Annotated in this window: 13 protein-coding genes; 9 read left to right on the top strand and 4 right to left on the bottom strand. The window is 68.2% G+C overall.

The features are described from left to right. The first annotated feature begins 64 nt into the window (after positions 1-64). Entirely contained in the window at positions 65-364 is a 300-nt protein-coding gene (locus tag IFT89_RS00065) for a hypothetical protein (RefSeq protein WP_133059905.1), read from the top strand. Between the two features lie 78 nt (positions 365-442). On the opposite strand, the gene IFT89_RS00060 is transcribed toward IFT89_RS00065, so the two are convergent. Then, entirely contained in the window at positions 443-1,465 is a 1,023-nt protein-coding gene (locus tag IFT89_RS00060; protein WP_202937889.1) for a LacI family DNA-binding transcriptional regulator, read from the bottom strand. Positions 1,466-1,616: 151 nt separating this feature from the next. Here IFT89_RS00060 and IFT89_RS00055 point away from each other — a divergent pair, with 151 nt between their 5' ends. From IFT89_RS00055 to IFT89_RS00035, 5 genes are all read left to right on the top strand, one after another. Next, positions 1,617-3,626: a beta-galactosidase gene (locus tag IFT89_RS00055; protein WP_202937888.1), complete on the top strand. Its 2,010-nt coding sequence runs from the start codon at positions 1,617-1,619 to the stop codon at positions 3,624-3,626. Beyond that, on the top strand, positions 3,623-4,567 hold the full coding sequence (locus IFT89_RS00050; protein ID WP_137242911.1) for a carbohydrate ABC transporter permease: 945 nt from the start codon (positions 3,623-3,625) through the stop codon (positions 4,565-4,567). Before IFT89_RS00055 ends, IFT89_RS00050 begins: the two co-directional genes overlap by 4 nt. Further along, positions 4,564-5,433, top strand: a complete 870-nt coding sequence (locus tag IFT89_RS00045; RefSeq protein WP_079704354.1) for a carbohydrate ABC transporter permease — start codon at positions 4,564-4,566, stop codon at positions 5,431-5,433. Before IFT89_RS00050 ends, IFT89_RS00045 begins: the two co-directional genes overlap by 4 nt. 78 nt (positions 5,434-5,511) lie before the next feature. Beyond that, positions 5,512-6,834, top strand: a complete 1,323-nt coding sequence (locus tag IFT89_RS00040; protein ID WP_085511468.1) for an ABC transporter substrate-binding protein — start codon at positions 5,512-5,514, stop codon at positions 6,832-6,834. A 7-nt stretch (positions 6,835-6,841) separates the two neighbouring features. Continuing rightward, on the top strand, positions 6,842-8,944 hold the full coding sequence (locus tag IFT89_RS00035) for an alpha-galactosidase (RefSeq protein ID WP_307783344.1): 2,103 nt from the start codon (positions 6,842-6,844) through the stop codon (positions 8,942-8,944). 85 nt (positions 8,945-9,029) lie between these two features. On the opposite strand, the gene IFT89_RS00030 is transcribed toward IFT89_RS00035, so the two are convergent. From IFT89_RS00030 to IFT89_RS00020, 3 genes are all read right to left on the bottom strand, one after another. Beyond that, entirely contained in the window at positions 9,030-9,443 is a 414-nt protein-coding gene (locus IFT89_RS00030; RefSeq protein ID WP_119863533.1) for a peptidoglycan-binding domain-containing protein, read from the bottom strand. Between the two features lie 91 nt (positions 9,444-9,534). Then, the gene (locus IFT89_RS00025; RefSeq protein ID WP_202937887.1) at positions 9,535-9,966 is read right to left on the bottom strand and encodes a hypothetical protein; all 432 of its coding nucleotides are present in this window, start codon (positions 9,964-9,966) and stop codon (positions 9,535-9,537) included. A 74-nt stretch (positions 9,967-10,040) separates the two neighbouring features. Continuing rightward, on the bottom strand, positions 10,041-10,580 hold the full coding sequence (locus IFT89_RS00020) for a hypothetical protein (protein ID WP_137242905.1): 540 nt from the start codon (positions 10,578-10,580) through the stop codon (positions 10,041-10,043). Positions 10,581-10,795: 215 nt separating this feature from the next. On the opposite strand from IFT89_RS00020, the gene IFT89_RS00015 reads away from it, so the two are divergent. The 3 genes from IFT89_RS00015 to IFT89_RS00005 all read left to right on the top strand — a co-directional run bounded on the left by IFT89_RS00015 (position 10,796) and on the right by IFT89_RS00005 (position 14,065). Continuing rightward, positions 10,796-11,701, top strand: coding sequence for a carbohydrate ABC transporter permease (locus tag IFT89_RS00015; RefSeq protein WP_244650512.1), 906 nt, complete (start codon positions 10,796-10,798; stop codon positions 11,699-11,701). After that, positions 11,698-12,636 (top strand): carbohydrate ABC transporter permease, encoded by a 939-nt coding sequence (locus IFT89_RS00010; protein ID WP_083397394.1) that lies wholly within the window; start codon positions 11,698-11,700, stop codon positions 12,634-12,636. Before IFT89_RS00015 ends, IFT89_RS00010 begins: the two co-directional genes overlap by 4 nt. Before the next feature lie 94 nt (positions 12,637-12,730). Next, on the top strand, positions 12,731-14,065 hold the full coding sequence (locus tag IFT89_RS00005) for an ABC transporter substrate-binding protein (RefSeq protein ID WP_192018876.1): 1,335 nt from the start codon (positions 12,731-12,733) through the stop codon (positions 14,063-14,065). Positions 14,066-14,192 lie beyond the last annotated feature (127 nt).

The raw sequence follows: 14,192 nt of genomic DNA, 5'->3' as shown, positions 1-14,192 counted from the left end.
GTCGTCGCGAACCTGTGAAGTCAAGCCTCGGGACGCGTTCCGCGAGCGCGCCTAGCCTGATGGCATGGTCACGAAGCATGCTCCAGCAGTGTCGCTCGAGCCGTCCTTTCCCTCACAGCACGATGTGTCTCCAGCGCGAGACTCGTCCGAACGGCACCACGTCGTCCCGATCGGTGCCCGGCAATGGCGGATCTCGAACGACGCCGACCCCTCCTCGCCCGAATGCTGTCTCGCGTACGTCGAGGCACAGGGCACCGGTTACGACGTCCTCATCGTGGCACCAAGCCCGCCCGAATGGCTGCATGTGGACACCTTCGACGAGGCCAAGCGCGCCGCGATCCGACGGCCGTCACCGCAGCTCTGAGTCGCTCCTCCGGCAGTCATTCGCCCATTCTTGGGCGACGGAGTGCTGGTTCGCCCAAGAATGGGCGAACGAATGGGTTCAGACGCTCCCGCGACGCACGATCGACGTGGGGACGAACGAGCCGACAGGCGAGATCGTCTCGCCCCGGAGCTGCGCGAGGAGTACTTCCGCCGCGCGCTGACCGACGGCCGCCGCCGGCTGGTGGACGGTGGTCAGGGGCGGGTGGCATCGGAGCGCCCACGCCGAGTCGTCGAAGCCGACGACCGACACATCCTCCGGCACGCTCCGCCCTGCCGCACGGAGGGCTTCGAGCGCTCCGGCCGCGACGGCGTCCGAAGCCGCGAACACGCCGTCGATGTCCGGCTCCCGGCGGAGCAGTTCCGACATGCCGGCGAAGCCGTCCTGGTGCGAGTAGAGCGGGACCTCCACGACGAGTCGTTCGTCGAAGCGGTCGCCGAGCGCGTCACGGAACCCTGCGAGTCGGTCTGAGCCCGAGTCCCGGTCGAGGGCTGCCGCGATCATGCCGATGTGCTGTCGACCGGCGCCGATCAGCTCTCCGGTGATGTCGACCGACGCCGACCGGTTGTCGATCCCGACGAAGGGGAGCTCACGGAGGTCGGGCGGGTGGCCGACGAAGGTCGCGGGGAGACCGAGGCGCTCGATGACGCGCGTGATCGGGTCGTTCTGGCGAGCGGAGACCATGATCACCCCGTCGACGAAGCCGCCCGAGAGGTACCGGGTGATGCGGTCGGTGTCGCGCTCGGAGTCCACGACCAGGCAGACGAGCTGGTGGTCGGCCTGTGAGAGTGCCTCGTTCGCCCCGAGCAGGATGTTGCCGATGTTGGGGTCGTCGACGAACAGGCTGTGCGGCTCGTGGACGACGAACCCGACGGCCTGGGTGCGCTGCATGACGAGGTTCCGGGCGGCCGTGTTCGGCACGTAGCCGACCTTCTCGATGGCGGCCTCGATCGCCTCGCGCGCTTCAGCCGACACGTAGCGCTCGCCGTTGACGACCCGGCTGACCGTGCCCCGGGAGACGCCGGCCTCGACGGCGACATCGTGCACCGTCGCTCGTTTGCGTCGGGTCGGCGGAGGGGTCACGGCTCCACCCTAGCGCCGGTCCGGGCGGCCTTCGGCGGGCTCCGTGTTGACAGATTCAGAAACGCACGCCTACTCTGTGTACGTTCACAGACTCTCAATGTGGAGTTGTCGCTCTTCGATCTGTGCACGTTCACAGATCGCGGAAGGCACCATGAGCACGACCCCCACGTTCAGCCACGACGGCATCGCCTACGGCTGCGACTACAACCCCGAGCAGTGGGATCGGTCCGTCTGGCGCGAAGACGTCGCGCTCATGCAGGAGGCGGGCGTCGACCTCGTCGCCCTCAACATCTTCGGCTGGTCGCACCTCGAGCCACGGCCCGGGGAGTTCGACTTCGCCGGGCTCGACGAGATCCTCGACCTGCTCCATGAGGCCGGCATCCGGGTGAATCTCGGGACCGGCACCGCATCGGCCCCGCCGTGGCTGACGTTCCGGCACCCGGAGATCCTCCCCGAGACCGAGGACGGGACGACGCGCTTCCCCGGCGGTCGCCAGGCCTGGTGCCCGTCGTCCGCGGTCTTCCGTCGCTACGCCCTCGAACTCGTGGAGCGCATCGCCAAGCGCTACGGCGCTCACCCCGCCGTCGAGCTCTGGCACGTGTCGAACGAACTCGGCTGCCACAACGCGCTCTGCTACGACGACGAGAGCGCCGAGGCCTTCCGGGGCTGGCTCCGCGCCCGCTACGAGACGATCGAGCGCCTGAACACCGCGTGGGGCACGTCGTTCTGGAGCCAGCAGTACAGCGACTTCGCCGAGATCCTGCCGCCGCGCTTGACCCTGTCGAGCCGGAACCCGAGCCAGGTCATCGACTTCCACCGCTTCTCCTCCGACGAGCTCCTCGGCTACTACCGGGCCGAGCTCGAGGTCCTGCGCCGCCACAGCTCGGTGCCAGTCACGACCAACTTCATGGTCACCGCGCACATCCGGAACCTCGACTACTGGCAGTGGGCGCCCGAGATGGACGTCGTCGCCAACGACCACTACCTCGACAACCGCCTCGCGGACCCCACGGCCGAACTCGCGTTCGCGAGCGACCTCACGCGCGGTCTCGCGGGTGGCGGTGCGTGGTTGCTCATGGAGCAGTCCACCGGCGCGGTCAACTGGCAGCCGCAGAACCTCGCGAAGGCACCGGGCGAGATGACCCGCAACTCCCTGACGCACGTCGCGAAGGGCGCCGAGGCGATCTGCTTCTTCCAGTGGAGGGCGTCGCTGCAGGGCTCGGAGAAGTTCCACTCGGCCCTCCTGCCGCACGCGGGTACCGACTCGGACGTGTGGCGCGAGGTCATCGAGCTGGGCGGCACCCTCGACCGACTCGACGAGATCACCGGCACGCGCGTCCAGGCCGATGTCGCCCTCCTCTTCTCCTGGGAGAACTGGTGGGCCGCCGACGGCGAGAGTCGCCCGACCCACGCGATCGACCACCTCTCGCAGGTCCACGCGGTCCACGCGTCGCTGCGTCGTCTGGGTCACACCGTCGACGTCGTGCGTCCGGGCGCCGACCTCTCCGCCTACCGGCTCGTCGTCGTCCCGAACCTGTACCTGGTGCGCGACAGCGAGGCCGCGGTCGTCTCGGATTTCGTCGCAGCCGGTGGGCACGCCGTCGTCACGTTCTTCAGCGGCATCGCCGACGAGGAGGACCGGGTCCGCCCCGGCGGCTACCCCGGCGCGTTCCGTGAGCTGCTCGGCGTCAACGTCGAGGAGTTCGCCCCCGTCCTTCCCGGCCAGGTGCTGACGCTCGCGTCGGGCCGGACCGCGACGGCCTGGTCCGAGCGGACCCGCGCCCGCGGTGCCGAGGTCGTCGACTCCTTCGCCGACGGCCCGTCGGCCGGTCGCCCGGCCGTCACGCGCAACCGCATCGCGGGTGGCGGCGACGCCTGGTACCTCGCGACGAACCTGGATGCCGTCGCGCTCGACGAGGTGCTCCGCGACGCAGCCGCGGGGGCCGGGGCGCTGCCGCAGGGTGATCCGGACCAGCCGGGCCTCGAGGTCATCCGCCGCGCCGATGAGGGACGGAGCTACCTCTTCCTCATCAACCACTCGACGAACGACGTCGAGCTGCCGGCCAGCGGGCGCGAGCTCGTCACCGGCGAACCCGTCGACTCCATCGCACGCGTGCCAGCCGGCGCCGTGCGCGTCATCAGAGAGGACCGCACGCGATGAGCGTCAACATCGAGACGGCCGAGGCGACGTCGCCACGGCCCGTCCGCCCGCCGAGGGCGGCCAAGTTGCCGAAGGCGGTGGTGCAGCACAAGCGGGCGATCGCGATCTTCATCGTCCCGTTCGCCGTGCTGTTCACGCTGTTCTACCTCGTGCCGATCGGGTACGCGGTCTACCAGTCGCTGCTCGTGATCGAGCGTGACGGCACCTTCGGTCAGGCCCGGGAGGTGTTCGGCGGACTGGCGCAGTACGTGCAGGTCTTCCAGAACGGCCCGTTCTGGCAGTCCGTCGGACGGGTGCTCCTGTTCGGCGTCGTCCAGGTGCCGGTGATGCTCGGGCTCGCGCTCCTCTTCGCGCTGCTGCTCGACTCGCCGCTCCTGCGGGGCAAGCGGTTCTTCCGTCTCGCGTTCTTCGTCCCGTACGCGGTGCCCGGCGTGATCGCCGCCATCATGTGGGGCTTCCTCTACTCGCCGAACCTGTCGCCGTTCACCGCGATCACGCAGAACGTGGACTTCCTCTCGGCCGATCTCGTGCTCTGGGCCATCGCGAACGTCGTCACCTGGGTGTTCGTCGGCTACAACATGCTCATCATCTACTCCTCGCTGCTCTCCATCCCGACGGAGATCTACGAGGCCGCGCGGCTCGACGGCGCCGGTCAGGCGCGCATCGCCTGGTCGATCAAGATCCCGCTGGTGATGCCGGCGATCGTGCTCACGGCGATCTTCTCGATCATCGGCACGCTGCAACTCCTCGCCGAGCCGCAGGTGTTCCGCACCTTCAGCTCGGCCGTCAGCAGCACCTTCACCCCGAACCTCACCGTCTACACCACCTCGTCCATCCCGAACGTGAACCTCGCAGCCGCCTTCTCGGTCGTGCTCGCGTTGGCGACCTTCGTCCTCTCCTTCGGGTTCCTGAAATTCACGCAGCGAAAGGAAGGCAAATGACCGCCATCCTGTCCACCGGCCGCGGCCCGCAGGAGAGCCGCCTGTCGCGCGCCGGCGCGCTCATCGTGATGCTCGTCTTCACGCTCTACTTCCTCATCCCCATCTGGTGGCTGTTCATCGCCTCGACGAAGTCGTCAGCGCAGTTCGGCAACTCGGCTCCGCTCTGGTTCGCGGACTTCAACCTGTTCGAGAACATCGGCCAGCTCGTCGCCTACCGCGACGGCGTCTACCTCAAGTGGATGCTGAACTCGGTGCTGTACGCCGGCCTCGGCGCACTGCTCGGCACCCTCTTCGCGGCCATGTGCGGCTACGCCCTCGCGAAGTACCGGTTCCCGGGACGCGACCTGATCTTCAACGTCGTCCTCGGCGGTGTGCTCGTCCCCGCGACCGCGCTCGCGCTCCCGCTGTTCCTCATCTTCAGCCAGGTGGGCCTCACGAACACGTTCTGGGCGGTCTTCCTGCCCTCGCTGGTGAGCCCCTTCGGTGTCTACCTGACGCGGATCTTCGCGGCGTCGAGCGTGCCCGAGGAACTCCTCGAGGCCTCGCGTCTCGACGGTGCCGGTGAGATCCGGACCTTCTTCACCATCTCCGTGCGACTCATGTTCCCGGCGCTCGTCACCGTGTTCCTCTTCCAGTTCGTCGCCATCTGGAACAACTTCTTCCTGCCGCTCATCATGCTGCGCGACGAAGCCTTGTTCCCGGTCACCCTCGGGCTCTACTCCTGGAACTCGCAGGTCAACCAGATCCCCGAGCTGCGCCTCTACGTCCTCGTCGGCGCATTCCTGTCGATCATCCCGCTCGTCATCACCTTCCTCCTGCTCCAGCGGTTCTGGCGCTCCGGCCTCGGTGCCGGCGCCGTGAAGTAGTCGGACCGACGAGCTGACACTCCTCTCCATCCCGCACCAACACCCATCCCGCACCATTCACAGAAGAACGGATTCGCTATGAACCTCAAGAGAACAGCGGTCGCCGCAGCGGTGCTGTCGGCCGTCGTCCTGAGCGGCTGCTCCTCCACCGGGTCGGAGGGCGGCAGTGCTGCTGCCTCCTGCGCCCCGGCCGAGGGCAAGGTCGACCTCAGCTTCACCTCCTGGATCCCCGGCATCGAAGAGGTCGTCGACGTCTGGAACAAGGAGAACCCCGACATCCAGGTCAAGGTCCAGACCGGCCCGAACGGCAACAGCGGTACGTACCAGAACTTCTTCAACCAGCTGAAGGCCGGCAACGCCCCCGACCTCGGCCAGATCGAGTACGACGCCCTGCCGAACTTCCGCGTGCAGAACGGCCTCATGGACCTCGGTGCGTGCGACGACGTCATGGCCGCCAAGGACGACTTCGTCGACTGGACCTGGGGTCAGGTCTCGCTCGGTGAGTCCGACTCGGTCTACGCCGTCCCGCAGGACTCCGGTCCGATGGCCATGTTCTACCGCGCGGACCTGTTCGAGCAGAACGGGATCGCCATCCCGACGACGTGGGCGGAGTACAAGGAGGCCGCCAAGCAGGTCCGCGCCACCGGTGCCTACATCACCAACTTCTCGCAGGGTGACATCAACCAGTTCGCCGGCTTCGTCTGGCAGGCCGGCGGCAGCTGGTTCGACAACGACGGCTCCGACTGGACCGTCGACCTGACCGACCCCGCCTCCAAGAAGGTCGCCGACTACTGGCAGGACCTGATCGACGAGGACCTCGTCTCGACCGTCCCCACCTGGACGACCGAGTGGGACAACGCCTACAACTCCAGCGCCGCCTGGACCTGGAACTCCGCCGTCTGGGGCGCGAACTCCATCGCGTCGGGTGCTCCCGACACCGCCGGCAAGTGGGCCGTCGCGAAGGCTCCGCAGTGGGAGGCCGGCGACTCCGCGGCAGGTAACTGGGGCGGTTCCTCGACCGCCGTCTTCACCGGTTCCAAGCACCCCTATGAGGCGTCGAAGTTCGCGCTGTGGCTGAACACCTCCGACGAGGCGCTCACCATGCTCAACAAGAGCGCCAACATCTACCCGGCGACGAAGGAGGGCCTGAACCTGCCCGTCCTCAAGGAGGGCGTCGACTTCTACGGCGGCCAGCCGATCTACGATGTCTTCGCGGAGGCTTCCTCCGAGGTGTCGGAGGACTTCGCCTGGGGTCCGACGATGACGCAGACGTACAACGACGTGTCCGACGGCTTCAAGGCTGCGGTCTCCGGCGACGGAACCCTGCTCGACGCCCTCACCAAGGGCCAGTCGGCGACGATCGACGCCCTCAAGGCGCAGTCCATCCCCGTCAAGGAGTAACAGAGCAGTGATCCACCACCTTCGTGCCGCGGGCGTCAGCCTGATCGTCGACGCCCGCGGCACGGAGGTGCCCACCATCCTCCACTGGGGAGCCGATGTCGGCGAACTCGCCGCCGACTCCCTCATCGCCGTCGCCCACGGGCTGACGCCGGCGATCCCGCCCTCCTCCATCGATGCCCCGCCGCGCCTCAGCCTGCTGCCCACCGTGTTCGACGGTTGGAGCGGCCGCCCGGGTGTCGGCGTGCACCGGCCGGGCGGAACCGATGCGTCGAACCTGCTCGCGCTGCGGCTGATCGACCAGCAGGCCACCGACACCTCGCTGATCCTGACGACGTCCGACGAGCGCGCCGCGGTGACGATCGTCTCGACGATCGAGTTGACCCCCCAGGGTGTGCTCCGCGTCCGGCACACGGTGCGGAACGACGCCGAGGTCGACCGACCGCTCGCCGTCGACGCCCTCGCCGTCGTGCTCCCGGTTCCCGGCCGCGCCACCGAACTCCTCGACTTCACCGGTCTCTGGACGCACGAGCGCACGCCGCAGCGCCACCGCCTCGGTCAGGGTGCCTGGACGCGCGAGCACCGTCACGGACGACCCGGTCACGACGACGCGTTCCTGTCCGTCGCGGGCGCACCCGGCTTCGAGTTCCGCAGCGGCGAAGTGTGGGCGACCCACCTCGCGTGGAGCGGCGACAAGGTGATCTGGAGTGAGCGCTCGCCACTCGGTCCCGTGGTCACCGGCTCCGGTGAACTCCTCGCGCCCGGCGAAGTCACGCTGGAGCCAGGGGAGACCTACGAGTCGCCGTGGACGGTCGCCGTCTACTCCGACGCTGGTCTCGACGGCGTCTCCGCGCGACTGCACCCCTGGATCCGCTCGTGGAGCACGATCACGAAGCCCCGCCCGGTGGTGCTGAACACCTGGGAGGCCGTGTACTTCGACCATGACCTGCCGACACTGCTCACCCTCGTCGAGCAGGCGAAGCGCGTCGGTGTCGAGCGGTTCGTCCTGGACGACGGTTGGTTCACCGGTCGCACGGACGACCGCCGTGCGCTGGGCGACTGGTTCGTCGACCCGGAACGCTGGGCGGGCGGGCTGTCACCACTCATCGACGCGGTCACGGGTGCCGGCATGGACTTCGGGCTGTGGGTCGAGCCGGAGATGGTGAACCCTGACTCGGAGCTCGCGCGCGCGCATCCCGATTGGGTCCTCGGGCAGCCGGACGCTCCGACCTGGCGCTTCCAACGGGTGCTCGACCTGGACAACCCGGACGCCTTCGCGTACCTCCTCGGACGCCTCGACGCGTTGCTGACCGAGTACGACATCGCGTTCCTCAAGTGGGACCACAACCGCGACCTCCTCGGCGGCTCGGCGCACCGGCAGACGACGGCGCTCTACCGACTGCTCGACGAGGTGCGTGCCCTGCATCCCGGTGTCGACATCGAGTCGTGCGCGTCAGGTGGCGCGAGGATCGACCTCGGCATCCTCGAACGGGTCGAACGGGTGTGGACGAGCGACACGAACGACCCGCTTGAGCGGCAGTCGATCCAGCGCTACACGGGGCTCGTCGTACCACCGGAGTATCTCGGCGGTCACCTCGGTGCGGCCCGCTCGCACACCACCTGGCGCACCTCGGACCTCGCGTTCCGCCTCGCCACGGCGCTCTTCGGGAGCGCTGGCATCGAGTGGAACCTCAACGAGGCGAGCGAGTCGGAACTCGAGTTGATCGCGGCATGGATCGCGCACTACAAGCGCCTCCGCCCGCTGCTGCACACGGGCGAGGTCGTCCGCATGGACAGCGCCGACCCGGCACTGCACGCGCACGGGGTGATCGCCCAGGACCGCTCGTCCGCGATCGTCGCGCAGGTGGCGCTCGCCGCGCCGCTGACGGCGATCCCCGCGCCGCTCCGGGTGCCCGGCCTCGATCCCGAGCGTCGCTATCGGGTCCGCCCACTCGACCTCGGCGCGCCCGCCCGGTCGATCCAGGACGTGCCGCCACTGTGGCTGACCGAGGGCTCGGTCGTGCTCACCGGCCGCGCGATGGCCGAGGTCGGGATCGCGATGCCGCTCCTCGCTCCCGAGCAGGCGCAGCTCTTCACCTTCGACGCGGAGTAGCCGCCGCGTTCGTTCGCCCGTTCCCGGGCGAACGAGAACTCCCTCGCCCGAACACGGGCGAGGGAGTGTCGTCGTGCGGGTCCGGTCAGATGTTGCAGCCTGAGGCGCGCGCCGCGTCGTACGGGTACCACGAGATCGGCCCGGGGCCCATCTGCGGCCCGCAGAGGATGTTCCAGGTCTCGGCGCCCACGACGCCGTCGACCTGCATGCCCCAGTACGTCTGGAAGGCGACGACGGCTGCTCGGGTCTGGTCGCCGAACTGGCCGTCGACCTCCAGGTTGGTCACACCACCGGGGATCCTCGGTCCGAAGGCGTTGAGCAGGGTCTGGATGTTGGCGACGCAACTACCGTCGCCGCCGGCGGAGTACTGGTAGTCGACGCACTGGCCCGCCGCTTGGGCCGGTGCAGCCGTGGCGACCCCGCCGACGGAGCCGGCGATGGCGAGACCGAGGGCGGCCCCCGCGATGGTGATCCTGTTGCGCATCGTTCGTGTGGTCATGTCATGTTCCTCTCGGTCGACTGCTCGGACATCACGAGCGTAGGTCGAGCGTCTCGAACCCTGAATGGGCAGTGGTGCCCATGCCCGGGGTTCAGTCCGCGAGGAGATCGGGCGGGGTGACGACCAAGCAGAGGACGCCCCAGAACATCGCGCCGAACACCGAGAGGACGACCGGCAGCGCGACCAGGTCGGCTCCCGTGCCGGCCAATCGGGTGAACTCCACCGACCACATCCAGACGACGAGACCCAGCACGGCCGCTCCTCCGGCGAGTGCTCGCTGCACCCGACGGTTCGCCTGCCACGACTCGCGGAGCCCGGCGATGCCGAGGACCGCGGCGACCACGGACAGCGCGAGCGGGACCGCGATCATGAGCCAGGTCGGCGCGGTACCGTCGACCACTCCGTTCCGGTCGACGTGGACGTCGAGCGTCGGGGGTGCGGTCGGGAGAACGGTCCAGGCAGCGACGATCCCAGCTGTCAACGGGAGGCACATCATCCCGGCCGAGACGACTTCGCGGACCATCCTGCTCATCGGTTCGCCCCCCCAGCGCCTCCGGTGTCTGTTCGTTCGCCCTTCTTCGGGCGAACGAAGCGCGGTCAGTCGATGCCGATGTCCTCGCCGACGACGGTGATCTGGGCCGGGACGGGCCACGGGTGGTCGCCGACGGGTGCGAGACGGACGAGCTCGGTGACCCGGGGCGCCGGCGCACCCGCGGAACCGATGAGCCAGCCGCCCACGAGGAAGGTGGTGCCGGGGACCGACCAGACGGCGATGCCGGTCACTCCGAAGTCGCCGTAAGCGCCATCGGAGAACCGCACCGTGACGAGGTCGCCGTGTGAGAGCTCGGCGAGCTGAGCGGCGACAGCACCGGCGTCGGGGTCGACGGGGTCGAGCTCGGGGATCGACTCGAGCACCTGCAACGGCTTCGTCGGCTTGCCGTTCTGATCGAGTGCCGTGCCGGCCAGGAGGAGTCCGCCGATGATCGGCGAGCGGCGGGCCCGGCCGACGAGGTCGAACACGCCGTAGCGGGGCACGCTCAGACGCGCTTGCAGTGAAGCAGCGTCCTCGGCCGACTCGATGGCGGCCGTGAGGCCTTTGATGTCGCGGCGAGCAGGAGCGCTGAGGTCGTAGTTCACCCATCAACTCTCCCATGTCCACTCCGGCAGCGGACGGACGCTCTTAAGAGACAGTTTCAATCAAGTACGAACAGTCCGTTATTGAACCGTGACCACCGCGCGTTGACCTGTCACGCGGACACCGGGCATGCTGAACAACACTTGGCCGCTGATAAGAGCGCCGCCGCCCCAGGAAGCCCCGCATGTAGCGGAATGCTCCTCACAAGGATGTGAGTATGACGACTTCACAGTTAGATACAGTTTCAAACAAACCAAGACGGATGCCGGACGGGATGTTCGCGTTCGTCCTCGTCCTCCCGGGGCTCGCGCTCCTGGTGGCGGTCGTCGCCTATCCGCTGCTGACCGCGCTCGTCACGGCGTTCTTCAAGCAGAGCCTGGTCGTCCCCGGACGGGAGTTCGTCGGACTCCAGAACATCATCGACGTGCTCCAGGGTGACTTCCTCAAGCTGCTCGGGCAGACCATGGTCTTCACCCTCGGGACGACCATCGCCCCCTTCATCATCGGCTTCGCGCTCGCCCTCGCACTCAACACGCGCATCCGCGGTGCCAAGATGCTGCGCGGACTCATGCTGATCCCCTGGCTGGTTCCGGGTGTCGTCGTGTCGTTCCTCTGGATGTGGATCTTCAACGCGAACTACGGAGTGGCGAACGCCGTCCTCGGTCTGTTCGGAATCGAGGCGCAGGCGTGGCTGGCACAACCGCAGACGGCCATGTTCGCGGTGATCGTGGCGAAGACCTGGCAGTCCTTCCCCTGGATCATGGTCATGCTGCTCGCCGGCCTGCAGACCGTGCCACAGGAACTCCATGAGGCGGCCGAGATGGACGGCGCCGGGACCATTCGACGCTTCTTCTCGATCACGGTCCCGCAGCTGAAGGGCATCATCGGCCTCGTCCTGCTGCTCGAGTTCATCTGGAACTTCCAGCACTTCGACATCATCTACGTCCTGACGGGCGGCGGTCCGGCTGGGAGCACCCAGACCTTCGCCACCGCCGTGTACGAGACCGCCTTCCGCGGCTTCGACCTCGGCCACGCGGGCGCCCTCGGGCTGCTCTGGCTCATCCTCCTGATGGCGCTCGTCGTCGTCTACGTCCGATTCTCGGAGAAAGGCGAGCAGAAATGAGCGTCTCCACCGCCCCGCCTGCACCGCAGGACACCACGCCGGACCCGCAACCGCCGTTCGTCGCGACCGAACTCGGCACGCTGCGACGCCGTCCGTCGCTCTTCCGCTCGGAGAGCCGGGCGGTCCGGATCAGCGCTTGGGTCGCGGTGATCGTCTGCGGCGGCTTCGGGCTGCTGCCGGTGTACTGGTTGCTGGCCACCTCGCTGACCCCGCGAGCCCAGGTCTTCTCCTACCCACCGAAGCTCTTCCCCACGGAGATCAGCTTCGAGGCCTACACCGCCCTCGCATCGAACCCGGACCTGTTCGGTTACCTGCGGAACAGCATCATCGTGTCGGTCATCACCGCCCTGCTGTCCGTGATCGTCTCGGCCTACATGGGCTACTCGTTCTCGAAGTTCCGCTACCGCGGGCGTCGATCACTCATGTACTTCGTGCTCGCCTCGCAGATGTTCCCGCAGGCGTTGCTGCTGATCACCCTGTACTCGGTGTTCAGTGCCTACGGACTCCTGAACACCTACGCGGCGCTGGTGCTCTCCTTCACGACGTTCACCCTGCCGCTGTGCGTCTGGATGCTGAAGGGGTTCTTCGACACGATCCCTGACGAACTCATCGAGGCGGCTCGCGTCGACGGGGCGTCCCGCCTGCGGATCATCCACTCCATCGTGCTGCCGCTGTCCGCACCCGGCCTGGTCGCCGCGGGCCTGTTCGCCTTCGTCCGCGGGTGGAACGACTTCATCTTCGCGCTCACGCTGGCGGGACCCGACAAGCAGACACTCCCGCCCGGCCTCGTGAACACATTCGTCGGTGAGGCGGCCACGGCTTGGCCCGAGCTCATGGCCGCGTCCCTCGTCGTCTCCCTACCCGTGGCGATCGCGTTCATGGCCCTGCAGCGTCACCTCGTCGGCGGACTGACCGCCGGTGCCGTGAAGGGCTGAGCGCAGCACACCGAACCGGCCCGCCGCCGGTCTCCCCACAATCCGTTCCACCAACCCAGACACGTCCCACCAGGATCACGCTCGAGGAGGAGCCATGTCCCACACCACCCCGTCCTTCGCCACCGCCGCACAGCAGACCGTCATCACCCGCCGCCGTGCCCTGCAGTTCCTCGGCATCGGCGTCGCCGCAGCCACCCTCGCCGGATGTGCGCCCACCGGTGCCGCGCCCGGAGCGGGATCCATCCCGAAGGCGACCGCCGGCGGCACAGCGACCGACTTCGACTTCGCGAGCTGGTCGCTCACCGAGAAGGCTTCGGCACCCGCCATCCAGAGCCTCCTGCAGAAATACGAGGGCAAGGCCAAGATCGACGTCGGTGAGGTGTCCTTCCCCTACAACGAGTACATCAACCAGCTCATGCTGCAGGTCCGCGGCGGGCAGTTCTCCGGAGTCGCCCACGTCGATGTCGCGTGGCTGGGTTCCCTCGCGAGCCTCGGCAAGCTGCAGGACGTGTCCGGGCTGACCGAGGGACGCGGATACACGAAGGCCGGACTCACGGCCGCGACGTTCGACGGCGTGCAGTACGGCCTCCCGTGGACGATCGGCGCGATCGGCCTCGTCACCAACCAGGCGATCCTCGACCAGGCCGGCATCGGCGAGTTCCCCACGACGATCGACGAGTTCGAGGGCTCACTCAAGCAGCTCAAGGGCCTCGGCAACGGCATGATCCCCTACGCGGCGTCGACGAAGGCCGCGCAGCTGAAGGACATCCTCATCTGGATGCAGACCTTCGGCAGTCCGCTGGTCGACGGGGACACCGTCACGATCGGCGACGACGCGAGCATCGAGGCGGTCACCTGGTACAAGAGCCTGTACGACCAGGGCCTCATCGCAGCAGACGTCGACCGCTTCGACGCACGCTCCCTCTTCGCGCAGGGCCGCACCGCGATCTACGACGACGCGATCGTCGGACGGAGCGCGGTGACCGGCGAGTCACCCGACCCCGACTTCGCGAGCAAGCTGCAGCCGGTCTCCCGGCCGGTCCTCAAGCAGGGGGACACGCCGCGTGCGCTTGTATGGGGCGGGGCGCTCGCCGTGGTCGACGGTCCGGCCGCCGGCACCGCAGCGGACTTCGCCCAGTGGGTGACCTCCGACCCGGAGACCGTGCTCGAGGACTTCGCTGCCCGTGGTCTGCCGCCGGCGACCGAGGACGCGCTCAACTCCGACGCCGTGAAGAACGACTCGTTCGCCACGAACTTCAGCGACCGCATCACCAAGACGAGCTCGACGAACCCGTTCTGGAAGTTCGTCCAGTACTCGCAGATCGAGACGAAGATCGCGGAGAAGGTGCAGGCGGTCCTCGTCGGCCAGGAGAAGCCCGCTGAAGCCATGAAGGCCGCCGGGGCAGCCGCGCAGAAGCTCGTCGGCTGAGCCGCGGATCGGACGATCGTGACCGGCGCCGGGGGAACCATGCGACGCAGCCCATCGAACACCGTCCGCGCGCTCGCCGCGGCCGCGCTCACGGTCCTCGCGCTGGGGGTGACGGCGCCGGCGGTCG

This window comes from Plantibacter sp. CFBP 13570 (assembly GCF_014841395.1).
Taxonomy (GTDB): Bacteria; Actinomycetota; Actinomycetes; order Actinomycetales; family Microbacteriaceae; genus Plantibacter; species Plantibacter auratus.
Note: the sequence above shows the minus strand (reverse complement) of the source record. Positions and strands in the feature narration are given on the sequence as shown.

What these genes read in the sequence shown, in the direction of transcription:
- IFT89_RS00005 (WP_192018876.1), top strand. Translation starts at nt 12,731, where the DNA reads ATGTCCCACACCACCCCGTCCTTCGCCACCGCCGCACAGCAGACCGTC.
- IFT89_RS00045 (WP_079704354.1), top strand. Translation starts at nt 4,564, where the DNA reads ATGACCGCCATCCTGTCCACCGGCCGCGGCCCGCAGGAGAGCCGCCTG.
- IFT89_RS00040 (WP_085511468.1), top strand. Translation starts at nt 5,512, where the DNA reads ATGAACCTCAAGAGAACAGCGGTCGCCGCAGCGGTGCTGTCGGCCGTC.
- IFT89_RS00010 (WP_083397394.1), top strand. Translation starts at nt 11,698, where the DNA reads ATGAGCGTCTCCACCGCCCCGCCTGCACCGCAGGACACCACGCCGGAC.
- IFT89_RS00025 (WP_202937887.1), bottom strand. Translation starts at nt 9,966, where the DNA reads ATGGTCCGCGAAGTCGTCTCGGCCGGGATGATGTGCCTCCCGTTGACA.
- IFT89_RS00065 (WP_133059905.1), top strand. Translation starts at nt 65, where the DNA reads ATGGTCACGAAGCATGCTCCAGCAGTGTCGCTCGAGCCGTCCTTTCCC.
- IFT89_RS00050 (WP_137242911.1), top strand. Translation starts at nt 3,623, where the DNA reads ATGAGCGTCAACATCGAGACGGCCGAGGCGACGTCGCCACGGCCCGTC.
- IFT89_RS00015 (WP_244650512.1), top strand. Translation starts at nt 10,796, where the DNA reads ATGACGACTTCACAGTTAGATACAGTTTCAAACAAACCAAGACGGATG.
- IFT89_RS00030 (WP_119863533.1), bottom strand. Translation starts at nt 9,443, where the DNA reads ATGACCACACGAACGATGCGCAACAGGATCACCATCGCGGGGGCCGCC.
- IFT89_RS00055 (WP_202937888.1), top strand. Translation starts at nt 1,617, where the DNA reads ATGAGCACGACCCCCACGTTCAGCCACGACGGCATCGCCTACGGCTGC.